This is a genomic window from Desulfobulbus oralis (assembly GCF_002952055.1).
GTDB lineage: Bacteria > Desulfobacterota > Desulfobulbia > Desulfobulbales > Desulfobulbaceae > Desulfobulbus > Desulfobulbus oralis.
In genome coordinates this window covers 1,343,197-1,367,156 of the sequence record NZ_CP021255.1, presented here as the reverse complement: position 1 = coordinate 1,367,156, position 23,960 = coordinate 1,343,197, and the positions used below count along the sequence as shown (strand labels likewise).

Sequence of the window (23,960 nt, the reverse complement as noted above, 5' to 3'; positions counted from 1 at the left end):
TATGACTCATGCCAGGATACCGCCTCTAATTTTTGTTTTTTCTTACGTTCAAGTAGACGGTAGTCTATTGTCAAATGATCTCTCTCTATAAGAATTACCAAATCAGCATATCCACCAAATTTTGATCTTGAAAGATCAATTATATTAAGATTATTTTGCAATTCTATAAACAGTTGTTTTAAATCAATATCTTTTCTTATATTCTATCCATTTTTTAAGGTAAAATTCAGATAAAGTTTTCCCACATTCTGATATCCATAGCGCCCCAATTCATTAATTGGTATTATCTTACCATCTTCCGCTGTATATTTATAATTTCCTTCACAAAAAATATCTCTATCTACATAAAAACGAATACCAAATAAATTTAAGTCAGGATTTCCTGGTAATGGTAGTAACTCATTATTTTCCAATAATGACTTCTCAAATAATGGATATTGATAATATTCTGATATAAGAGGATTCATGCTTTTTGTTTTATCTAACGTATAGTCTATAACTATTCTTTCTCTGTCAATTTTTACATTGACCTCAGCACCTCCGTTATATTCTAGATGAGTATCGCTAAGATCCTGAATCTGATATCTTTGTAGCATATCAGCCATTAACTTTTTTAAAGTTATGACCTCATGAAAAATACGACCACCCTTAAATTTAAAATCCAGAACCAACTCACCGAAAGCCCCATAACCCGAACGCCCTCCTCCAAGACCATGAGTCTCACTGCCGCCGCCATACCTGTATGTATAGGTGGCACCTTGTTCGACAACCTTGTAGTCAACTCTAAAATGCAGCGCATAATCATTTGTTGTTGGATTCCCTGGTGTCTGTCTCTCAAAGGGCATCGCCTCATAATGATGGGAACTATTGACCTCACTACAGTCAGTAATTCCCGTCATCAGTATCAATGCTCCTATAACGAATAAATATCTGTACATATAACAAATTTCCATCTATTTTATTATTGTATTTTTAGTGGTATTGCTGTTTTGTGTAAAGTGCTGACTCTGAATCAAGAACAAATCGTCCAGGGCCTTTCGCTTTTATATATCCCAGCGCATCAAATTTCAGAGGCTTTCCCATACCATCAATATAGTCTTGACTTTTAGTATAGCCTATATTCTGCTGTTTGCTATTCTTTGCATATAAATCAGGTATAGAGTCCCCCACCAATTATTTCAAAACAGGTTGAATCATTATATTTAATATGGATAGGAATCCTTCATGCGGCATTTGCCACAATTGTTAAATCTCAGATAAATTTCAGATGGATTCGTCTCAGTAACTTCAGGGCCGCCATTAATGCTGATTTTCTCTGTGGTCAGTGACTTGACCACGACACCGTAGGAATAGCCTCCCCAAAATCTGTCCCAAAAGGTTATCGGTTCGTAATCGACATATATTTCTTCATAAGGAATAACCGTGCAGCAGTCAGGATTTTTCTGCAAGAATTCCAATACATTGTTGTAGGGAACCAGGGTATTACGCTCTTCTATAGTACCATCCGGTGTACCAGGATAACGTACAATTGGGCGATCTTTGCCATCACTGATAAATCTTGCCGCAATCATTTTTTTTCCCGCAACAGAAAGCCAGCGCATCTCCTGCACACAGAAACCAGCAGCCTGCAAACAGGCAAGCGCACAGAGAACGCTGCAAATACAACTACAAAGCAAGGTGACGAAAAAAAATAAAGAACCTTTCATAGTCATATCCTGCTCCCTATCTTATCTCAATCACTCAAGCAGAATTGCCTGCTCCGCACCGGCAATCCAGCTTCAGCCTTTGCCATAGTGCCTGTGGCAGTGTGCGCAGGATGCTCTGCCACAAACATTTCCGGGGTTCAGACTTTCCTGTTTTTTGCTCCGTCTGACTACCCCGCTGCTTCCGCTTTGACAATTGCCTGAAAAATCCGACCAGGGCCTGGCACAGGCTCCCGGGAAAAAGTGCGGAACAGCGTTTCTTTACCTTTGCTCGGCATATGTGGGCCGCAGCAAAGCGACTGTCAGTTCCCAAGCATTTTCAGCCACCGGGCCGCAGGAAGGAGTGCCGGGGACACCGGGCGCGGCATTGGCCCTGAGCGCTGAAGCCGGCCCCCGCCTCAAAACGGACATTGCCGTTCGCATCCGCCAATCCCGGCCTATTCCGCCATGTCGGAGTCCGGGGACTCGGCAAAAATCCGGGCGACCAGCGCCTCAATGCTGGCATTGTCCGGGCAGCGGTACGCTCGCCTGCCGCTGCCCAGGAGCTGTGCCCACAAGCTGTTGCCCCGGCGCTCGACATACAACACTTCGCCCAGGGGCTTGCCGTCAGACTTGCGAATGATCTGGTCATGCACGCGCCAGAATGTAATGCCGTCCGGGAACTCAAAGCCTTTCGAGAGGTTCAGTGCAGGGAGGGCAAGCGGCTCGGTGAACTCTTTGACCAGATAATCCGGCCCCAGGGCCGCTACCCCGGCAGATGGATCAAACAGGCGCGGATTCAAAATGCGGCGACTACGCCTCACCGGCCTGAGCCGATACCGTGTCACGGGCGCATAGACCCTGTACGGTTCGTAGGCTGTGTACGATTCCACAGTGTACAGTGGGAGCCCGGGTGGCAAGATGACGCGTTCATGGATCTGAAAGCCGGCACCAACGCAGAGCCGGGCAAGGGCGGCATTCGCCCTCTTTTCCCCGGGGCTCGCGCAGGCGCTGGCAAGGACCAGGCCCGCACAACACAGGGCATGAACAAAAGTTCCGGACAAGCGGAACTGGCCCCTCTGCGGCGTCCTCATCCCCTGGCTGCTCCGTTCCAGCCTTGCAGACTGTCCTGTTTTCCAGATGGCGCTGCTCATTGTTCGCGCGCGCGAACCTTGGCTGCGCCTGGCCCTTCCTGAAGAGGCAGCTCGCTTTGGCCGGTGAGCGCGACAAATTTATAGTATAAAATCATGTAGTTGTTTCGCACATTCTGCGCCTGGTTCAGCGCGCTGTAGTATTTTTGCTGGGCGTCCAGCACGTCCAGCAGGACCTTGACTCCTTCCCGATAGCCGGCCTCTGTGGCCATCATGGCCTGCCGGTTTGCCTGGGCAGCCCCTTCGTAGGCCTCGGCCAAGGCGTAGGTGCTGCCCAGGGAATCCCACATGGATTGCACCGAGCGGGCAACCGCACGCCTGCTTTCTTCCAGCCGCGCCTGCGCCGCCTCGAAGCGTTGCCCTGCGGCTATCGACGCGGCGGTATCTGCACCGCCGTTCAGCAAATCCATCTCCAGGCGCAGGCCGATGTAGCCTTCCGATTCTTCTTCTGCGCCGTAATACAGGCTGTCGCTGGGCTTGCTGTAGGTGTAGGAAGCCACCGCATGCAGGCGCGGCGCGAAACGGGACCATGCGGCCTGCCGTTCCAGCCGGGCCATTTCGGCCTGCCGGTCTTTCATTTGCAGGTCAGTATTCCTCTCGCGCGCCTGCTGCTGCCAGAAGGCCAGATTCCGTTCCCGGCGGGGCAGTTCCGCAAGGGCGGGAGATGGGGCCAGATCTTCGAGCTCTTCCTGATGCAGCACTTCCTGAAGCGCCAGGCGCGCGTTGTTCAGTTCATCGCGGCCGGCGATTGTCGCGGCCCGCGCCAGGGCCTGCCGGGCCTCCGCGTCATGCACGTCGATGGCGGTGCCGTAACCCAGAGCCTGCCGGGAGCGCGCGGCTTCGACCTGCTGTTTCAGTGTCTTTTCCTCGGCCTCGCGGACAGCCAGACTGTCCCTTGCCGCCAAAACGGCATAGTACAGTTCCGCCACACGAACAGAGAGTTCTTCACTGGACCTGCGCCGCATCTGATCTGCCAGATCGATCTGCCGGCTCCCGTAACGGGCCGTATGCAGCCGTTCGAAATCGAGCAGGGGCTGCCTGAGCGTGATCCCGATTTCGGTGTCATGGTAGGAGCTGCTCCGGTCGTCGCCGGCGTATTCCAGAGCCGGAACCGCATCGCGCTGCAAGCGGTCTTCATTGAACGAGGGTTGCAGGTGTGCGGTCAGGGTGGGGCCCATGCCGGCAATGGAGCGCCAGCCATCTGCCCGGGTTGCCCGGGCCTCGTGCTCTTCGGCCTGATGCCGCGCCTCCTGGTCAAGCGCCCGGGCAAGGGCGTCCTGGTAGCTCAGCGCGGCCTGGGAGGCGGCGGGAAAACCCAGGCAGAGGCAGAGCAGCAGACAGCAGCCGTACAGACAGGGCGGCCTGATCCGGCAGAAGGGGGATTTCGTGGAAGGGTTCATGGCTTTCATGCGTTACCTGCGTCTGGACCCTGAAAGGTTTCCTGCGGCATGGGCCGGGGCGGCAGCTCGCGTTTGCTGACCCCGCCCGTCTCCGGGTCGGGCACCAGGAGGCGGATCGTTCTGCCGGGGAACTCGTTCTGCTGAATGTCGGCCAGCACCCTGTCCGCCCCGCCGAATGGCGCGACAATATCCATCAGCCACAGACGCTCGCCGCATTTCCAGTCCTGCGGCCGGAGTTTGCCCCCGTTCAGAACCAGCCTGTTTTCCGCCTCTTCGTTGAGAAAGGCCCAACTGACATAGGCGAAGGGGTAGGACTTTTTCATGAAGAGCTTGCACTGCCTGCTCATCAGCGGCGGAATGAGCAGCCATTCCAGGTCGCTGATAAACTGAAAACGGCGATGGGCCGACTGCAGATACAGCATGATGACCGGGCCAAAGGCGGGCAGGCGGCGCAGCAGCTCCATGGCCTGCTCGTGCAGTTTTTCCGCGAGACCGTCGTTCTGGCCGTTCTGTTCCTGCCTGTCCGCGGCTTCTTCCGGCTGTTTGCTGGCCGCGTCCTGCTCTTTGGGGGATTTTTCCGCCATGTCAGTGCTCCCTGAAGCTTTCTTGGGTGTAACGGAGAATGGGGGTCAGGAAAAATTCGATGACCCGTCTTTTGCCTACCTTGATATCGGTGGTCACGGTCATGCCCGGCGACAGCAGACCCTCCCGCCTGTCCACCAGCCGGGGCAGGCGGGTGCTCTGCAGAGAGATCCGCACGGGGTAGATCGGCCCAAGCTGCTCGTCCATAACCGCGTCCTGGGCCACCCACTCGATGCCCCCGGCAATGTCGCCGTACCGGGTGTAGGGGTAGGCCGTCACCTTGACCGAAACCTGCTGGCCGCCCGCGATGAGGCCGATATCCTTGTTGAGCACCTTGGCCTCGACTTCGAGCCCGTCGTCAAGCGGCACGATCACCATCAGGGTCTGCGCGGGCGTGACCACGCCGCCGATGGTATGGATGGCCAGTTGCTGGACAAAGCCGTCGATGGGCGCTCTGAGTTCGCTGTACTCCTGCTTGTTGGCCGCCTTGGCCAGCTCCTGCGTGAGCGTGTCCCGCCTGTTCAGCGCTTCCGACAGCTCGGCCAGCAGATCGCGTTTCTTTTCACGCTCCTCCAGTTGCGACTCCTGCATGGCCTTGGCCAACTGCGCCTCCGCGGCCCGGAGCCGGCCCTTTTCCGCCTCCAGATTGCCGCTTGCGTCGTCAAAGGCCATCTGGGCCTGAATGTACTCGATTTCGGGAATCAGGCCCTTTCTGAGCATGTGCCTCTTTTTCTCATGCATCTTTTTCAGGAGGGGCAGCGCCCGCTCCTGCTTGTCGACGCTTGCCATCAGGCTTTCCCGTTCCGCCTGATTGCGCGAGAGTTCGTTGGCCATGGCAGCCTGGCGCGCCTTTTCGGTCAGCAGGGATTCCCGCAGCAGATCACGCTGCAGTTTGACCTCTGCGGCACGGGATGCGGGCCCGGGCTGAAACAGGCTTTCGTCTCCGGAAAGCTGGGCCCGCAGGCGCATGGCGCTGAGCGCGGCGCTCTCCAGTTCCTGCCGGATGGTGGTCAGATCGGCCTGACTTTCCGTGCTGTCCATGGTGACCAGCACCTCGTCGCGCCTGACCTGCTGGCCGTCCCGCACGTGAATGGCGGTCACCCTGCCGCCTTCCATGGGCTGGATGACTTTGACCTTGCCCCTGGGCACGACCACGCCTGTGGCCGAAACGACGATATCCACTTTGGCCAGCGCCGACCACGCCAGGAGGATCAGGGCCAGCAGCAGAATGAGCAGCAGGGCCGCCCGGGCAAAGGGAGCGGGCGGCTGGTCCAGCACCTCGAGGGCCACAGGCGAGAAATCATCCTCATGTCCCGGGCCTTGCGCCGCAAGCAGGTCCGCAAGAGCGGCGCGAAATCTCCGAATCAGCTTCATGGGACTCATCTGGCCGGTCCTTCAGGCCCCGGCCTGGATGCGGTGCAGTTGGGCATATCTGCTCTCCCGGGCCAGGAGCCTGTCCGGGGCGTCGTCCTCGACTATCCGCCCCTTTTCGATGCACAGAATCCTGTCCGCGTGCCTGATGGTCGAGAGCCGGTGCGCTATCATGAAGACCGTCCTGCCGGCGCATATCTTCTGCATGTTCGCCTGAATCCGCTGCTCCGACTCATAGTCGAGCGAACTGGTCGCCTCGTCCAGAATCAGCATGCGGGGATTTGCCGACAGGGCCCGGGCAATGGCCAGTCGCTGGCGCTGGCCGGTGGAAAGCCGCAGACCCCGCTCGCCAGCAACCGTGTCATAGCCGTTCTGCAGCTCCATGATGAAGTCGTGCGCTCCGGCCAGTTGCGCTGCCTCCACGATGGCTTCCATGGACAGCCCGGGGTTGCCGAAGGAGATATTGTCCCTGATGGAGGCGTTGAAGAGCACGCCATCCTGAATGACCACCCCCAGTTGACGCCTCAGCCAGGCGGCGTCGACCAGGGCGATGTCAATACCGTCAACCAGCACCCGGCCCTTTTCCGGCACATACATCCGTTGCAGCAGTTTCATCAGCGTGGTCTTGCCCGAACCGGTCGAGCCGATAATGCCCACCAGCTCGCCCGGCCGCACGGAAAAGGAAATGTCATCCAGAATCACCGGCCCATCGGGTCGGTACCTGAAGGTCACATGGTCAAATTCCAGGGCTCCCCGGATAGGGGGCAGGTCCACCCTTTCCGGATTGAAACCGGGCTCGGCCGGGGCCTTGAAAATATCGGCAATCCGGGCGATGGAGACCTTCACCTGCTGAAATTCCTTCCAGATCTGCGAAAGCCTGAGGATCGGCGCCACGGCGCGCGAGGACAGCATGTTGAAGGCAATGAGCTGACCGACCGTCAGGTGCCCCTGCATCACCTCCCTGGCGCCGAACCAGAGCAGGAGGACGGTGAGCACCTTGTTGACCGTTGCGGAGCACTGGTTGATGAGGTTGGCCAGATTGCTGCCGGCAAAGCCGGCCCGCACCTGCTCGGCCAGCCTGTTTTCCCATCTGGCGCGCATGAGGGGTTCAGCGCCATTGGCCTTGACGGTTTCGATGCCGGAAAGGAGTTCGACCAGAAACGACTGATTTCTCGCGGAAAGCACATACCTGTCATCCAGCTTGTTCCGCAGCATGGGCGTGATAAGCATGGAGGCGAGAAAAAGGAAGGGCATGGCCGCAATAACGATAACGCAGAGAAAGCGGCTGATAAAAAACATGCACAGCAGGAAAATGACGAGGAAGAGGAGATCAAGAAACAGGAGTATGCCTGAACCGGTAATGAATTGGCGAACAACTTCCAGCTCTTTCATCCGGGCAATGGTATCGCCAACCGGCCGGCTTTGGAAATATCCCAGAGGCAGATTCAGCAAATGCCTGAAGGTTCTGATACCCAGTGTCAGATCAATACGGTTTGCGGTATGCGATAATAAATATGTTCTCAATGCGTTAAGCAGGATTTCAAAAATTGAAATAATAATCAAGGAAAAGACCAGAACATCAAGGGTGGACATGCTGTTATTCGATAAAACCTTATCGATAACAATCATAAATGCGAGGGGAGATAACAGACCGAATATTTGTACAAATATGGATGCCAATATGCATTCGCGGAGCACATGCCAATATTTCATTGAGGCTTTGAAAAACCACGAGAAGCCAAAAGCATTATCTTCTCTTGTTTGTTTCTCTGCTGCCCTTACAGAGATAAATTTCGCAAGCAAGTCGGAATTTTCCTGTATGGTGACAGAGGTCGCCCTGTTATCTCCATATTTCTGTACCAAATATTTATGGCTTTCCTCCTGATCCCTTTTGAGGATAAGAAAAAATTCACCCGTGCCTGTTTCAGCGATAAGTGGGAATACGCTGTTTTTAATTTTATCCAGCTTGGTATTTATTATTTTAACATTTAATTTTATATTTTTTATTGTCTTACATAAATAACTGCCATCATACTTTCTGTTTTCTTTAAAAAAGTTATGGTATAGCTGCTCATAACTTAAGTGCCGTCCATGCATTCTCCCCGACATCAAAAGACAGAATATTGCGCTGTCTCTGTTTTTCGTCAATTCTGTCTCGGTCATTGAAATTTCTTACAGGTTTTATATCAGAAATTTTTTTGGTTATCTTTCCTTGCAATATCAGTCAATCCTGTTCCTTTATCTCTGCGTAACTGTTTCCGTCTGCACGGTGCAGGGGGCGGAGCGATATCAGATTGCCGGGTTTGGCGGAAGGCGCCTTCCGCCAGCATGCCGCCCCCTGCCGGGGAGTGTGTTATGGTTTGGCCGGAACCGCTCTGGCCGGGACCACGGTGGCGATATATTCGCCGAGAATATGCCCCATGTCTGATGGCAGACTCCTGTCCGTATCCCCAATAGTCCATGCTGCAGCCCAGGGATTGTTGGCGCTGGCCAAAGCCTTCATTTTTACTGTATTGCCACTTTCCGCGTCTATCAGATAGGCTTCCATGCTCATATGTGAACTGCCTAAAAATGTGCCGCCAAAAGCCCGGGCAACACCGCCAACAATTCTCATGTCCGGTATTCTTACCTTGACAAGCAGGGTTGATTTTTTATCGAAATTACCACTGACTTTATCAATTTTCCTGTATTTCTTCTTATCCCGCAGGTGCCTGATTACCGCATGCAATGATTCTTCCCTTGCCTTGGGGTAGTATTTTTGTATTTCTTCGTTTGTTTCAAAGGGATAGAAGAGAATATTCTCGTATGACTGTGTCAGCGCCTGCTCCATCCTGAAGGGGTTCTCTTCCGGCGCTTTTCTGCCGCCGCAGGAGCAGAGGAATGCTGCAGACAGCAGCAGCATACAGGCCCATACAACTTTGCTTTTCATCTGTTTCTCCCTGATCGTTTTTGGTTGGCGCGGTTATGAGAGTCTCGTAGGCCTGGGCCGTTTAGAAACGTACCGTATTGAACTTTACATATCAATGGAATAGTTAAGTTTTCAGAATTTTGGAAAGACTTGCCTGGTCGTTCTCAAAGCTTCCAAAAGTATGCCCTTTCTTTCCATTTGAATGAATGCAAATTTTGTTTTATCCATACACACAAGGACATTTATCAGCTTGCACTGTAAACGATCAATAGACACCCATAGTGGAACAAGTCTTTATTTATCCTGAGCTTCCTTGATCTTTGCCGAGATCTGGCGCAAAAGGTGAAAGACATTTCTGATTTCCTCATCATTTGTAGCGTCAAAATCGGCATTAATTTTGAGAAATCCGATTATTTCCTCTTTTGATGCCCGGGACATGTCAAGCAGCGCCAATGCCATCACACTTTTCCATTTGAATGCTGCAGCGTCAACGCACACTCTATATTTTATATTTTGCCTAATTACATCAATCCATCCAGAAATTGTACCTAAAGCGATTCCAGAAACAATATTTACAAGTAAATCTGCAAAGCTTGTTACGTTATAAAATAGTGCATAAATTGCATCACCTGCAAACATCGTCCCTGTACATTTCTGGATTTCTAAAAATACCAGATTAGTGATACTTTTAACATCATCATTAATCTGGGTCGCGGTTGCACTCAATGAGCCACTAAATACTTTTGTAATAAATTCAACATAATAATCTTCGTTAGACATATTGAACATTCCCTTTAAGAAATAAGTTGTTACTCTATAACAGTTATGGCTTTTGCTATATCTCTAAAGATTTTTACAAAATATCTCGTTATATTAACGCATTAATTCAGTTGAAATTGGTGCTTTATCAATATGGATGATAATTGGATATATCCAATTTCCAGCATACTTAAACTCTGGATTATTGCATTCCAACTGTTTTACACCATTTAAATTATTCCAGAAAGGCCCTGCTGGTCCTTTCATAGGTGTTGAAGACAATCCTAGTCCCAATATTTCAGGAATACTCTCAACTGATTCTACTTGAATCAAATTAAATAATATTGTATTTGGCTTTCCATTATTTTTATTGTAACCGATTATGATCGGTGCATCTTCCTGAAAAAAGCAAACTTTCTCCTCATTATATTCATAGCAATGGAAAGGTTGGCCCAAAATGCTCTCGGAGCTGATGATATCAGCCTGTAAAAGCTGTTGAATATCGGGCAATTCGTCCTTCTTTATCCAGCTCAAAGTCATTTTTGCTATTTTGTTGCATTCATACTTCACTTCCTGCCCAGGTTCCCACGGCCATTTTCTTTCCATTCTTGCACAGTCTGAAGCATGGGCAGGCAATGCAAATAAAAAAATAAAAAGCAATATTGTGAAAATATTTTGCTTTTGCATAACGCAAGGTTCGATTAAGAAGGAATTTATAAACTTCCGCTGGTATCTCAGATGTCTTCCAGCAAAAAACATGAGATACAACAAATTTTCTCATCATTTCATGAGGTTATATCAAATTTGCAGTATTGATTTGGTAGGGCCCAGCACTTCTCTTTCCTTGTCTAACGTATCCTCTGTATTCGTAATCCTGCCTGTCAGTCAGGAGGGTGTTATTTAAAATAATCGCCGCTGCTACCGAATTTCGGTTGTTCATCCGAAGGGCGAGGTGTTGTCCTGGAAGTCGTCGAGTTGCTGGTGGATGTCGCTGGTGACGTCCGCCGGGCTGACGAGGCTGACGGCATCTGCCTGGGCCGTGCTGTCTTCCGGGGCCATGGCCAGGTCTGAGGCGATCTGGGCCGAGAGGGTATTGAGCTGGGCCTCGGAGCAGCAGGCAGGCACTGCGATGTCTGCCGCCTCTCCCTCTCCCCCATTTGTCTGGCCGGCGTCGACCAGGCTTTCCTGGCCGCTGCTGTCGCCCCCGGCAGCGGCGGGTTCTTCCGATGCGTCCGCCCCGCCGACACTCTGGCCCGAGCCGGTCAGGCTTTCCTGGGCGCTGCTGTCGTCTGCGGTGGCAGTGCCGGCGGCCGCTTCAAGGCCTCCGGATTCAGCGCTCAGGCTCTGCTCCGCTCCGCTGTCAGTCTGGCTGCCCCCGCCGGCACTCTGGCCCGAGCCGGCCAGACTTTCCCGGACGCCGCTGTCGCTCCCGGCGGAAGAGGCGGCGGAGCCTCCGGAGGGGTCTGGCCGGCCGGCGCTTCCTGCGGCCCCGTCCTCAGACCCCGCCTGTTCCAGCGCGAACTCCTCCCCATACAGGGCCACGTCGGCCGCTGTGCCGGTGCTTCCGTCCGTCCGCGTGAAGCTCACCGTGCCCAGGATGCTGCCGCCTGCCTGCTCGCCGCCGCCCTCTTCGCCCCGCAGATCGATGGCCGCGATCCCCGCCTCGTCCAGGGTCCGGAACTCGCCTGTGTCCGTCACGCCGTTGCTGTTTTTGTCCTGCCAGAGGCCAAAGGATGACCACTTCCCGTCCTGGCTGTCAAAGACCTGATCCTGGTTGGTATCAAAACTGCGCAGCCCCTCCAGGTCGCTCATGGCGCCGGGCGTGTACTCGCTCAGCATGAGTTCGTCCGCACGGTCGATCATCCGGTCCCCATTGTAATCATAGGCCAGAAAGGCGTCCCTGCCGCTTATCCACCCCGTCTTTTCATCCACCCCGTCCCGGTTCCAGTCAAAAGCCGGCCCGGAGTCCAGGGCCAGAAGCTCCAGCCCGTCCCCCTCCAGGTCGAACACCACCGGCGAGTAGCGGTGGATGCCCACAGCCCCGGCCAGCTTCGTCAGGTTGACCGTTATCGTCCCGGTCGCGCCCTGGTAATCAACCGCCGTTATGTGCATATTCGCGCGTGAGCCGGGCATCCGGTCAAAACCAAACTTGAAGTGACCGTTGCCGTAATCGAACAGTTCGTGCTTGCCGTAGCTGGTCGATGAACCCAGGGCGCCGTGGATCGCCATGATGTCGCCCCAGTCGTAGCTCCAGCTGTTGCCCCCGTTTTTGTCCTCCACATGGAAGCTGAAGGTCTGCCAGCCGTCTTCATCTCCATGGCTCCCGTGGATGTCCTGGTTGGTGATGCGGTACAGGCCGGTGAAGCTGGGTGCGTAGTTGTGATCCAGCACCCGGTTGATGATCAGTTGACTGGGCGTCTCGCCGCCATGCCCGTCGCTCACCGTATAGTCCACCACTATCCGCCTGCCGGCCATGCCTTCCGCCGGCCGCACGGAGAGATTGCCATTGCTGATCCGCACCTGGGCCCGCCCCTGGCTCACCTGCGGGTTCACAAGCGAAAGCTGGTCCCCGTCCGCGTCATAGTCGTTGCCCAGAAGCGCGCTGATCCTGTAGTTGTTCCACACCACCTCTTCCGCGGCCTCGCCGTAGTCGGACTGGGTCAGCGGCGCGTCGTTCACCGGCTGCACGTAGATGCCGGAGACGCCGGTCGTCACTGCGCCCTGGGCGTCAGCCACCTGGTAGCTGAAGCGCTCCAGCCCGCTGAAGTCCCGGTTCGGCGTGTACAGGATATTGTCCGTGGCCCTGTCCCAAACGAGGCTGCCGTGCTCCGCCGACAGCCCGCCTGCAAAGTGGACGCTGTCCTGCTCATAGGGCGAGGCCATTTCCACATCCGTGACGCCCTTCATGAGCTGGCCCACGTTGAAGAGGAACTGATTGTCTTCCACCGCCCCGAACAGCACTTCCGACTGGACAAGGGGCGCGTCGTTCACCGGCTCGATCTCGAAATACGCACGCCCCACGGTGCCCTGGCTGATCCCGTCCGTCACCGTGTAGGCAAAGCTCGCCTGGCCCGGATAGCAGTCGTTAAAGTTCTGTTCCGGCACAAAGAGCACGCTGCCGTCCGCCAGGAGCTGCACCTGGCAGTGGCTGGCCTCGCCCACAGAACTGATGAAGAGATGGTCGCCGTCCGGATCCTGGTCGTTTTTCAGCAGCAGGCGCTGGGGCAGCGCCGAAACCGTATCTTCCTTCGTGGTCAGCACCTCGTCGTACACATCGGGCGAAGTATTGGGCCTGACCTCGAGCGTGGCCCTTGCCTCCGAGAAACCGCCCCTGCCGTCCGTGATCCGGTAGCTGAAGCTGTCGAAGCCCACCCAGTTGTCTGCAGGCGCCCGATAGTGGATCCCGCCCAGACTGTCCACCGACACGCTGCCATGCTCTGCCGGCCCCACGCTCAACAGGGTCAGCGGATCCCCGTCCGCGTCATGGTCGTTGGCCAGAAGGGCGGCCCCGCTGTACACGTTGTCATAGCGCCCGTTGCTCCAGGCCACAAGGTCGTTGTCATCCTCAGCCACAGGCGCATCCGGCGTGCCGCTCACCTGGACCCTGACATGGCCGAAGCCCACGCCGCCTTCCGTATCCAGCACCCGGTAGCGTACAAAGGCCTGGCCGTTGAAGTTCTCGTCCGGCTGGAAGAAGAGCGTGTCGCCCCGCACCCAGGCATCGCCCGAAAGCGTACTGTCAATGCCGCCAAAGCGCAGTTCCTTCCCGTCTTCCACGTCATGGGCGCCTGCAAGAAGAGCGGCCACCGAAAAGGACACGATCCCGTCTTCCTCTGTGCCCGCACTCTGCAGCGCCACACGGGGCAGATCGTTCACCGGCAGGATGTCCATGGCCATATGCCCGGACAGGGCGGCCCCATGACCGTCCGTGATCACATAGTCAAAGCCCGCGGGCCCGTAGTAATCGGCATCCGGGACAAAGGTGTACAGCCCGTTCTTCAGACTCAGCGTCCCGCCGCTGGCATGGCTCACCGCGCTCAGGCTCAGGCTGTCGCCGTCCGCGTCATGCACGAAACGGCTCAGGGCCCGGCTGTCCAGAACCCAGGGCTGATCCTCGGGCAGACTGACCCGGTCATAGCGCAGCACCGGCGCGTCGTTGACGTTTGCCACCCCGACGCTCACCCAGGACGAGGCCTCGTGCCCCGCCGCATCCCGCACCGTGTAGCGAAAGCCCGCATCTGCCCCGAAGTAGTCCGCAGCCGGCGTGAAAACGATCTGCCCCGCCCCGTCTTCGGCAAGCGTCCCGTGCACCGCCCCGTGGGCAGCCACAAAGGCGAGCGCCCCGTCTTTATCCGTATCGTTTGCCAGAAGCGCTGCCGGATCGATCCGTATCGCCTCTTCCTCCCTTGTCGTATAGCGGTCTTCGCCAAAGACCGTGGGCCGGTCCGCCAGCTCCACCCCGACCTGCAGCAGGCCGCTGTGCTCCGCCCGGCCGTCTGTCGCCACATAGGAAAGCGTCACCGGGCCGGTAAAGCCCGCCTCCGGCCGGAAGACAAAACAGCCCTGCTCCGAAAGCACCCGACCCTTCCCGCTCTGCACCTGCAGCGCGGAGAGGGAGAGCTGATCCCCGTCCGCATCCCGCACAAAACGGCTCAGGGTCCTGGCATCAAAGCGCAGATCCGTTTCCCAGGGCAGGGCGAGACTTTCGGCAATGGCCTCCGGCGCCCGGTTCACCGCAGCCCCGGAGCCATGGCCCGACGGCCCGGCAGGCGGGGCAGGGGAGGGCGTCCCGCTCCCGGCCGGACTGGCTGTCGGGCTGCCGGCCGCAGCCGGGGCAGAGGCGCTCACCCCAAACTCCAGATGACCGCTCACCCTGCCCATGTGCCCGTCGTCCGCCTCATAGTCAAAGGAGCCATGGTCCGCGCCCGCGTCCGCCACAAAGGTCCAGACCCCGCCCCGCTGCTCCACATGCCCGCCTGAAACGTTGGTGACGCTGCTCAAACGCAGGCTGTCCCCGTCCGCGTCATGCACAAAGGCCGCCACCGCCCCGGGCGTCAGGGCGAAGCCCGCTCCGGAGACCGGAGCGATGCTCGTGGCCGCGACCACAGGCGCGTCCTGCACGTTCAGCACCCCAACACTGACCCAGGCCGAAGCCTCCGCCCCGCTGGCGCTCCTGGCCGTATACGAAAAGCCCGCCTCCCTGCCAAAGTAGTCCGCATCAGGCCGGAAGTCGATGCTCCCGTCCGCGTTCAGGCGCACCCGGCCGTGCGCGGCGCCCTGTACCGAGAGCAGCTCCAGCCCCTCACCCAGGTCGCCCGCCAGCAGCTGCCCTGCCGAAAGCCTCAGCTCCCCGTCCTCCAGCATCAGAAAGCGGTCGTTCTGCAAAGCCGGCGCGCCGTTCGCATTCACATAGCTCAGCCGCGCATGCCCCATCTCCGGATAGGCTCCAGGCCGGTCACAGGCGAAATAGCTGAAATCGATATCCCCGGTAAAACCGGGCTCGGGTTCAAACACCAGCTCGCCGCCCCGCTCCGTGACCCGGCCGTGGCTGATGCCCCGGAAATGATCCAGATGCAGGGTGTCCCCGTCCCCATCCCGGTCGTTGGCCAGCAGTTGCGAGAGCTGAAAGGGCGTGCCCATGGCCAGGGTAAAGGCGTCGTCTGCAAGCTCCGGCGCTTCGTTGACGTCGTACACATCCACCAGGGCCCGCCGGGTGATGATCCGGCCCGCACTGTCCGCAAGCTGGTACAGAAAGGAGGCCTGACCGCTGAAGCCGGCCTCCGCCTCAAAACGGAGATCCCCGTTGACATCCCTGTACACCCGGCCATGCTCCGCCGCACCCAGACCCACAAAGCGCAGACCCTCCGCCTCCAGCCCAAAGCCGGCCTCGTGCGCAAGCTGCGACTCCACAAAGCGCAGACTGGAATCCTGCGGGGCGATAAAAAAAGCCCCCTGTTCCACCTCCGGAGGCAGAGGGGCAGGGGGCTCGTCGTGCAGGGCCTGCCAGGCCCGGGCACTGACCTGACGTCCGCTCGCGGACTGACCCAGGCTCATGCCCAGCATGGTGTCAAAAAGCGTCTCTCCAGGGGGCGCGGCAGCCGCACGGCCCTCCCAGCCGTGCCACCAGGGCCCGGCCGGCGGTTCCGGCGCGGCCCGGCTCCCGTCCTCGTGCAGCACCGTGCCCGCAACCCCGCCCCGGTGGTAGTAGGACGAAGTCCGCGGCAGCTCCGAAAACACATTGCCCTGCCGCTGCAGACCCGCCCACTCCGCAGCCACAAAGGACTCCAGCTCCGCCCCGGAAAGACCGGAGAGCCCCGCATAGCCCTCCAAAACCTTCCCGGAGATCCCGCCGGCCGCGGCAGGCTCCGCCTCAGCCGGGCCCTGCGCCCCGGGCAGCCCGGATGCCAGCAGCCGTTCGTAGAGCCCATGCTCCAGCCCGTCCAGGGGCCGCACATACCCGGGGCCCGGGGCCTGGCCCGCCGCAGCGCCGCGAGACCCCGCTCCAGGCGCCGCCACGGCTGTGCCCGCAGGCCCCAAGAGCCCGCCCAGACCCAGCAGGAACAGCTCGCTCCCATAGTCCACAAAGGCCCCGCCCAGGCTCCGCGCCCCGAGAATCGCCCCCACCTGCCGGCCAGACCTCGCCTCCTCGCGCAGCGGCAGGGACAGCACCTGCTCGTCCCTGGCCACAAAGCATCGACCCACCGGGCCCTGCTGGCCACCGCCCTGGAATACCCCCGTGCCCCAGCTCCCGCAGTCCCGGCTCCTCGTCTCCCCGTACTTCCAGGTCAGCCCGTCTTTCACAAAGCCCTGGCCTGCCAGAATCGCGCCCATCCGGGCCTCGTCCACAAAGCCATGAACATCGGTCGCCGATTTCATGGCCGCTTCCACACTGGCCCCACGGTCGCGCGCGTACAAAACCCCCAAGAGCTCCCGCCCCGCCTGGCTGCTGTCCTCCACCAGAACACTCACCTTCCCCACGCCGTCCGTGCTCGGATACTCGAACTGCACCGGCTCGCCCTGCTTCAGCACGAAGTGCGGCAGACTCCCGTCAATCCGGGCCCTGCCGCCGCCGTTCACATAGCTCTGGATCACCGGCAGCAGGGACTCGCCAAACTCCAGCGCCTGATCCCGCATGCCCGAGTCCCCGCCGTACACCCCCTCCACCTGCACATGGCCGTCCGCGTCGATCATAAAGCTGCCGCTCGCCGACGGCGCAGAATGATGACCAAAGAACAGCGCCCGCACCACCTGAATCGCCACCGCCGCCGCTATGCAGTAGCCATTGCCGGTCTGGAGCAGCGCCGCGCACACCGCGTCCACCGCCGCGTCCGCATACTCGCCCTCGCAGAGTTCCACCACCGCCACCGCGGCCGTGACCGCAGCGCCCGCATTGCCCGCTGCTGCCGTGCTCATGCCCGAACCCGCCGTGGCCCCTGCCCCGGCCGTTGCCCCGGCTGTGGTACCCGCTGCGGCGCTCGCCGCAGTCGCATTGCCGAGCGCCACCGCCCCGGTGGTCGTGGCCGCGCTCAGGCCCGCGCCCTGCGTGTCCCCGTCCAGAAGCTGCACGACAGAGGTCGCATAGCCCACAACAGGCACCAGATCCGCCGCCAGCGTCGTGCCCGTGCCCCCGGCCAGTTTCGACAGCGCGTCATAGGTCCCCAGCGCCGACACCGCCGTATGCCCCCCGCTGACCGCCATATCCTTCACATTGCCGGACTCCAGCGCCTCGCTCAGGTTCCTGAGGTCCAGCGCCAGCGAGGCCGCGGAGGCCGCCCCGGACAGGCCCGTCAGCCCGCTGCCCGCTTCCGGACCCGGACTGAGGCTGGTGCCCCCCGAATCCAGGTAGTTGCCGATGTCGCTGGCCAGATGGAGCCCGGAGGCGGCTATCGAAAAGCCGTCGCCCCCGTCCAGCGCCGCCCCGAAGTGCAGGGCCGAGCCCAGGGCGGACAGCGTGATCCCGCCCTGCTCACCCAGAAAACTGCCCCCACCATTGGCCTGCACAAAACTGTCGATATCCCGCACCAGGGCCGCTGTGCTCGATACCGCGTTCCAGCCCTCGCCATGGTGCAGGGCCTGCGCCAGATCGAGCGCGTCGCCCGTCGCGGAGAGCCCCACATGGGCGGCATCCGCCTGCCCGCCGAAGAGGCTCCCCCTGTCCCGCTGCATGGCCGCAATGTCCACCGTGTTGATGCTGTTCACCAGTTCCCTGGCGATCGCAACCCCGTCTCCGCTCTCTATCGCCGTGGTCAGCCGCAGCAGTCCCTCGGCCGCAGCCAGACTGCTCTCCCGCTCCTGCCGCGCCTCCTCGGACGCCGCCCAGGCCGCATAGGCCGCAGCCAGCTCCCCCTCACCGCCAGACTCCGGGCCGGTCTGGGCCATAATCCCGGCCAGCCACTCTGCCCCTGCCTGGGTATATGCCCCGTGCTCATCCAACAGCCCACGCTGCCAGAGCTGCTCCAGATCCGCCATGTAATCCCCGGGATCGAGCCCCTCAGGCCCGGGCCCCTCGCCCCCTGCCGGGAACTTTGACTGGTCGCTCAGGTGGATAATCCCGGAGGCATCGCCGGATTGCGCAGCCTCGGGGCGAAGTCTGCCGGAGAGATTCCAGAGTTCATCCACAGAGGCAGTCAGGATGAGCGGCGCTCCTTCCGGCAGACCCAACTGCCCGCGCAAGTGCGCCTCATACTCCGCTTTCGTGAGGTACTCCTGTTCATAGCCTCTGGCATCAGTTCCCGCGGCATGATCTCCTGCCGCATCACCAGGCTTGGTCATGCTGGTGGGGGGACCAAGCTGCCACCAGTCGGGAATCGCATGGGGATAGGTATACTCCCCTGCCGGGGCGGTTGGCGGACCGCTTTTGATGGCGTCCCAGAGGGATTTGAGACCTCCTGCAAAATCCTGCCACATCTTGGGGAAAGTATAAACGGGTGCGTCATCACCGCCCCCAAACGTAACGAACTCCCTCACATGACCATTTGGATCTTGCCTTAGATTTGTATTATCAGGGGGTGATGATGATACCTGCTTTAGAACGAAATCTCCTTTATCTGTAGATTTCTGCTCTTCAGGGCTCATAGATTGCCAAGAAGTATACGCAGCACTTAAATAACATGGCAGCGCGAGTGATTTCCACGCCCCGGGAGCAAATTTTTGTATAGCTGAACCACCTAGAGTAAACGCACCGGATAAAGCAGAATCATATGTACTGTTATATATATGACCAGTAGTATCAAATTCATCCTTTGCTAGAAAGATAGCCCCAGTTGTCATAAGTGCGCCACCAAAAATGGCCACATTATTCATGCCTACTGCAAACCGTTTAAAATATAGAGGGGTTGACGGTATATGTGAATATAAATCAAAAATAGCAACTGAGAAATCAATACCTGTTCCTGTTCGAGATAATATAGTTCCGTAGTCATGCAATTGTGTATCACTTTTCAGTGAATACGCATCAAGAGTACCAGTTACCACGTCTGAAGTGGTTAGGGTTGCATTTTGAGTATCTATTGCTTTTACTCTATTAACAACATTATACCATGTGTCTGAAGGTTGTAGAACATATTCCTCTCCTTGCCCAATAAATATTCTTGTGCCAACAAGATTGTTTGCAGAGTTAAAATTGGTATTTGTTATTTGTTGAATGTAATCATCTAAATTAGGCGCATAATAGAAATTTGATGACTCCGTATTTGTTGCTTTCGAAGCCGATTCAGCTTCTTGTAAAAATTGACGTATCCATTTAATTACATTGCGAGGTATAGTCATATTATCACCTGCATTTTAATGTTAATCGCATGATGGATTTCGTTTGTCGTATGTTGAAAAAAATGGAATCAGTGAAAGTATGGATGTACAAAAGCACAAAAAAGACAAAGTGGTGAAAAATGCAATTACATTTTCATGTCTATCGGTGTTTCTCTCTAATATGGATACGCCATCCTTTTGTATTGTATATATATATTTATAATTACCGCACATAAGAATGTGTCCAACTTTTGAGTATGATATTTCAAATGTAAATTCATCATGACTATTTAAGTTAGAAATCTGCTTTTCTATTAAATTTGTATATAATTTTTTTGATATACCATTAATATTTTTTATATATATTATTGTACTTCCACAGAAACTTAATCGATCTATTGGTTCAATTTTTTCTATATAACCTTTCTCATAATATGTTTTCCCTTTGGCAGAGCCTGAAGGGGGAAGAAATGTTATCATTAATATGATAATAGATCCAACGAAACACATATAACAAAAAAACCTGCAAAAAGGCAACCAGCCTTCTTTCTGTGTGGCATTTACATAGAGTAACCTATAAAAATACGTTCGCTTCCATCGTGCCACCACCTTATCCTGATAGGGGAAAACAGGATATTCTAAGTCTTCCAGAATGAAATTGCGGTATGCCAAATAGCCTAGAACCACCCAGAATGAATACTGTAAGCCCATCAATAGCGGATGAACTATCAGAAAAACAGTGTACATCCAGAAGATGACAGCACAAACCAGCACCAGCAACGTGTTACGCTGCTTTTTTGCAGGTGCGGCCAGCGCCGAAACTTCCCTGTCTGTTTGCTGCTCTGCCACAAAATCTCCGGGATGCAGACTCTCTTTTTGCTCCGTCAGATTACCCCGCTGCTTCCGCTTTGGCAAGAGCCTGAAAATCCGGCCCTGCCCTGCGCAGTGCTTCGTCCGGTCTCCAGGAACAGTGCGGCGTAGGTTCCCGATTTTTGTTCAGCCTATGTGAGCAGTCGCAAAATAACTGTCAGTTCCTGAACATTTTCTTTCCCAAAAAGGCGCCGAAACCGTATCTTCCTTCGTGGTCAGCACCTCGTCGTACACATCGGGCGAAGTATTGGGCCTGACCTCGAGCGTGGCCCTTGCCTCCGAGAAACCGCCCCTGCCGTCCGTGATCCGGTAGCTGAAGCTGTCGAAGCCCACCCAGTTGTCTGCAGGCGCCCGATAGTGGATCCCGCCCAGACTGTCCACCGACACGCTGCCATGCTCTGCCGACCCCGCGTCCGAAAGACTCGGCGGATCTTCGTCCGCATCCCGCACAAAACGGCTCAGGGTCTTTGCATCAAAGATTCAGCGAGTAAAGCAACCGGTACTGTTCCCTTGTTCATAAGCTCTGCTCCAGGGTATAGCTGGCCAGCAGGCTGCCCTGCCAGTAGTCGTATGTTCTGAAAAATTGCTGAAAGAGCGCCAGGCTCTCCCTGCGCAGCACCTGGCCCCTCAGTTCCACCTGCATGTCGCGGTACAGGGGCGCAAGCCTCTGCAAATCGAGCCCGGTGCCGCCGCCCATGACATCTTCATAGGCCCACACGATGCGCCGCACGCCGGAGAGCAGCAGGGCGCTGTAACACATCAGGCAGGGCTCCAGGGTGCTGTAGACAGTGAGCCCGGCCGGATCGAGATCCGGCCGCTCCCGCACCAGGGCACGCAGGGCCCTGATCTCGGCATGGTCGATTTCGTTTCTGCTGCCGCGGCCGCTGTTGCAGCGGCTCCCGCGGCCCACGATCGCACCCTGGGCCGCCAGCACCACGCCCACAGGAAATTCGCCTGCGGCCAGGGCGCGGGCCGCCTCGTCCAGCGCGGCCCGCATCAGGCTTTCGTGCCCACTCATGCTTTTTCGCCCAGGGCCCTGGCCATATCTTTTGCAAAGTAGCTGATGATGATGTCCGCCCCGGCGCGGCGGATGGCAAGCAGCGATTCCGCCATCACCCGGGCCTCGTCGATCCAGCCATTGGCTGCCGCGGCCTTGATCATGGCATATTCGCCGCTCACCTGATAGGCCGCAACCGGCAGGTCGAATTCGTCACGCACCTGACGGATGATGTCAAGAGAGGACAGGGCCGGCTTGACCATGAGGATGTCCGCGCCTTCTTCCACGTCCAGGGTGGCCTCACGCAGGGCCTCGCGGCTGTTGGCCGGATCCATCTGATAGGCCCTGCGGTCGCCGAATTGGGGCGTGGAATCGGCTGCATCCCGAAAGGGCCCGTAAAAGGCGGAGGCGTATTTCACCGCATAGGACATGATCGGCACCTGGTACAGGCCGGCTTCGTCCAGGGTGGAGCGGATTTCCGCCACCCGGCCGTCCATCATGTCGCTGGGCGCCACCATGTCCGCGCCTGCCTCGGCGTGGGAGAGCGCTGTTCTGGCGAGCAGCTCCAGGGTGGCGTCGTTGTCCACCTCCCTACCGTGCAGGCAGCCGCAGTGCCCATGGTCCGTGTACTCGCAGAGGCAGACGTCGGTAATCAAAAGCATCTCCGGCACCTTGTCCTTCAGCGTGCGGAGCGCCTGCTGCACAATGCCGTTTTTGGCATAGGCGCCGGAACCCAGGGCGTCCTTCTTCTCCGGCAGACCAAAGAGGATGAGGGCGCGCAGGCCGCACTGCAGACAGGCTCTGGCCTCTTTCACCAGCTCGTCAACCGTCAAACGGCACACGCCGGGCATGGAGGCGATGGCCTCACGCCGGCCCCTGCCGGGCTGGACGAAAACCGGCAGCACCAACTGCTCGGCGGAGAGGCGCGTTTCACGAATCATGGCGCGCAGGGTGGCGTTTCGCCGCATCCGGCGCGGCCGATATTCAGGAAAAACCATGACAAACCTCACAGGAAAGGGAAGGGGATGGGGCCGGCACTGCCGCAAACGGTCCCGGAAGCTGCCTCGACGCTGCAGGATACCCGCGCGCTTGGGCTCCGGCCATCTCTTTTTATGGGCCCGGCGGAAAGACAAGGCCAGTCACCGCAAAGCCGTGCGCCGAGCTTTGTCCCCGCACCTGCACCGGGTCGCCGGGCCGGGCCGCGTGCCAGGCCTTTGCATCCACATTGCAGCTTTGATAGCGTTTTCTGGTCCGGCCCAGATCGAGTTCCAGGGTCAGGGCCTGCGGGCAGAGGCGGCCCGTGTGTTTGGCCACGATGAGGGCCGGAACCGTGCGGCTGCTCTGCGGCCCCGCGTTGTGCAGCAGGGCGGGCAGAACCCGGAAGCAGTAGGGCGCGCAGGCCGCTGCCAGACACAGGAAGCCCAGGGCATGGAGGCGAAGGGCCTCGCGGCGGCAATCCGGATTGGTCAGTTCGCGGCAGACATTCCTGTAAAAGGCGCAGCCGGTGAACAGCAAAAGCCCCAGGAGCACGGCGAGCAGGGCCCACCAGGCGGTCGCGCCGGCAAAGAGCAGATCCGGCTTGGTGCACCAGAGCGCAAAAAAAGGCAGAAGCACCAGCAAGAAGAGGGCTGTGAGCGGCAAGAGCCCGATCCTGCAGCGCAGGAGCCGGGCATAGGCCTGTTCGTCTTCATTCATGAGCCGGCCCCGCGCCGTTCCGGCCGCCCAGGGATCGATGCAGCGTGCGGAGTTCCGCTCTGGCAGAGCGGATGGCCGCCTCCGCGGCTGCCATTTTCCCGTGATTCTTCAGGCCGGGCGCGTCTTCCACCCCGGAATTGAGGTCCACGCCGTCCGGACGGCTTTGGACAATGGCCAGGCTGAGCCTGTCCGCATCCAGTCCGCCGGCGAGAATCCAGGGACGGGGCGCGCGCAGGGCGGCCAGGGCCTGCCAGTCCAGATTCCGGCCGCTGCCGCCCGTGCCTGTCGTGCCGGCATCCAGCAGAAAATGGCCGCAGTATGCCGCGTGGCTCCGCATCTCCGCTTCCAGCCCGGCCAGGCTGGCATGGCGGCCGGGCCAGAGGACGCGAATCACCCGCTCCGGGCCGATGACCCGGGCCAGCTCCGCTTCGCAGGCCAGGGTCTGCGCGCCGTGCACCTGCACCCAGTCCAGCCGGGCCCTTGCCACGGTGCGGAGGATGGCGTCCGCGTTCTGCAGGACAAAGACGCCCACCCGTTTGAGCGTGCCGCTTGCCAGCCGGGCCGCGGCCTCGGGCCTGAGCGCGCGCGGGCTGCCTTCGTGAAAGATGAAGCCGCAGCAATCGGCGCCCAGGCGCAGGGCTGCATCCACATCCGCCTGGCGGGTCATTCCGCAAAATTTCACCAGCATGGCATTCCGTCCTCGCTCCGTACATGGGCAGTGCCCTGAAAGCCCGCCTCGCCGCCTCGTTAGAGCAGAAAGGAGCTGCAACCTCGCGATCCGCGTCTGTCCCCGGGGGC

Annotated in this window: 17 protein-coding genes; all 17 read right to left on the bottom strand. The window is 57.8% G+C overall.

Going from position 1 to position 23,960, the window contains the following annotated elements:
* Positions 1 to 203: 203 nt before the first annotated feature.
* The 17 genes from CAY53_RS12600 to CAY53_RS05955 all read right to left on the bottom strand — a co-directional run bounded on the left by CAY53_RS12600 (position 204) and on the right by CAY53_RS05955 (position 23,850).
* On the bottom strand, positions 204 to 899 hold the full coding sequence (locus tag CAY53_RS12600) for a hypothetical protein (RefSeq protein WP_146106427.1): 696 nt from the start codon (positions 897 to 899) through the stop codon (positions 204 to 206).
* A gap of 303 nt (positions 900 to 1,202) precedes the next feature.
* Complete coding sequence (locus CAY53_RS12595; RefSeq protein ID WP_146106426.1) at positions 1,203 to 1,712, bottom strand: hypothetical protein; 510 nt, start codon at positions 1,710 to 1,712, stop codon at positions 1,203 to 1,205.
* A gap of 428 nt (positions 1,713 to 2,140) precedes the next feature.
* On the bottom strand, positions 2,141 to 2,575 hold the full coding sequence (locus CAY53_RS12590) for a hypothetical protein (protein WP_146106425.1): 435 nt from the start codon (positions 2,573 to 2,575) through the stop codon (positions 2,141 to 2,143).
* Positions 2,576 to 2,832: 257 nt separating this feature from the next.
* Positions 2,833 to 4,242 (bottom strand): TolC family protein, encoded by a 1,410-nt coding sequence (locus CAY53_RS06010; RefSeq protein WP_104936362.1) that lies wholly within the window; start codon positions 4,240 to 4,242, stop codon positions 2,833 to 2,835.
* A complete protein-coding gene (locus CAY53_RS06005; RefSeq protein WP_104936361.1) occupies positions 4,239 to 4,817 on the bottom strand; it encodes a toxin-activating lysine-acyltransferase in 579 nt (192 codons plus the stop codon). Before CAY53_RS06005 ends, CAY53_RS06010 begins: the two co-directional genes overlap by 4 nt.
* Before the next feature lies 1 nt (position 4,818).
* A complete protein-coding gene (locus CAY53_RS06000; RefSeq protein ID WP_104936360.1) occupies positions 4,819 to 6,198 on the bottom strand; it encodes an HlyD family type I secretion periplasmic adaptor subunit in 1,380 nt (459 codons plus the stop codon).
* Between the two features lie 12 nt (positions 6,199 to 6,210).
* The gene (locus CAY53_RS05995; protein ID WP_104936359.1) at positions 6,211 to 8,349 is read right to left on the bottom strand and encodes a peptidase domain-containing ABC transporter; all 2,139 of its coding nucleotides are present in this window, start codon (positions 8,347 to 8,349) and stop codon (positions 6,211 to 6,213) included.
* A gap of 190 nt (positions 8,350 to 8,539) precedes the next feature.
* Complete coding sequence (locus tag CAY53_RS05990; RefSeq protein ID WP_104936358.1) at positions 8,540 to 9,115, bottom strand: DUF4410 domain-containing protein; 576 nt, start codon at positions 9,113 to 9,115, stop codon at positions 8,540 to 8,542.
* A gap of 273 nt (positions 9,116 to 9,388) precedes the next feature.
* Positions 9,389 to 9,874 carry a hypothetical protein gene (locus CAY53_RS12585; protein ID WP_146106424.1) on the bottom strand — a complete coding sequence of 162 codons (486 nt, stop codon included), beginning with the start codon at positions 9,872 to 9,874 and terminating at the stop codon, positions 9,389 to 9,391.
* 93 nt (positions 9,875 to 9,967) lie between these two features.
* Positions 9,968 to 10,540 carry a hypothetical protein gene (locus tag CAY53_RS12580; RefSeq protein ID WP_146106423.1) on the bottom strand — a complete coding sequence of 191 codons (573 nt, stop codon included), beginning with the start codon at positions 10,538 to 10,540 and terminating at the stop codon, positions 9,968 to 9,970.
* A gap of 249 nt (positions 10,541 to 10,789) precedes the next feature.
* Complete coding sequence (locus CAY53_RS05985; protein WP_104936357.1) at positions 10,790 to 18,760, bottom strand: cadherin-like domain-containing protein; 7,971 nt, start codon at positions 18,758 to 18,760, stop codon at positions 10,790 to 10,792.
* 882 nt (positions 18,761 to 19,642) lie between these two features.
* Entirely contained in the window at positions 19,643 to 20,449 is an 807-nt protein-coding gene (locus CAY53_RS12575) for a hypothetical protein (RefSeq protein WP_181040450.1), read from the bottom strand.
* Positions 20,450 to 20,596: 147 nt separating this feature from the next.
* Positions 20,597 to 20,932: an Ig-like domain-containing protein gene (locus CAY53_RS05975; RefSeq protein WP_425430777.1), complete on the bottom strand. Its 336-nt coding sequence runs from the start codon at positions 20,930 to 20,932 to the stop codon at positions 20,597 to 20,599.
* Between the two features lie 52 nt (positions 20,933 to 20,984).
* Complete coding sequence (locus CAY53_RS05970) at positions 20,985 to 21,488, bottom strand: nucleoside deaminase (protein WP_017865934.1); 504 nt, start codon at positions 21,486 to 21,488, stop codon at positions 20,985 to 20,987.
* Positions 21,485 to 22,465, bottom strand: coding sequence for a porphobilinogen synthase (gene hemB, locus CAY53_RS05965; RefSeq protein WP_104936354.1), 981 nt, complete (start codon positions 22,463 to 22,465; stop codon positions 21,485 to 21,487). Before hemB ends, CAY53_RS05970 begins: the two co-directional genes overlap by 4 nt.
* A gap of 112 nt (positions 22,466 to 22,577) precedes the next feature.
* Positions 22,578 to 23,162 carry a hypothetical protein gene (locus CAY53_RS05960; protein ID WP_104936353.1) on the bottom strand — a complete coding sequence of 195 codons (585 nt, stop codon included), beginning with the start codon at positions 23,160 to 23,162 and terminating at the stop codon, positions 22,578 to 22,580.
* Entirely contained in the window at positions 23,155 to 23,850 is a 696-nt protein-coding gene (locus tag CAY53_RS05955; protein ID WP_104936352.1) for a phosphoribosylanthranilate isomerase, read from the bottom strand. The genes CAY53_RS05960 and CAY53_RS05955 overlap by 8 nt, the downstream gene beginning before the upstream one ends.
* Positions 23,851 to 23,960: the final 110 nt, after the last annotated feature.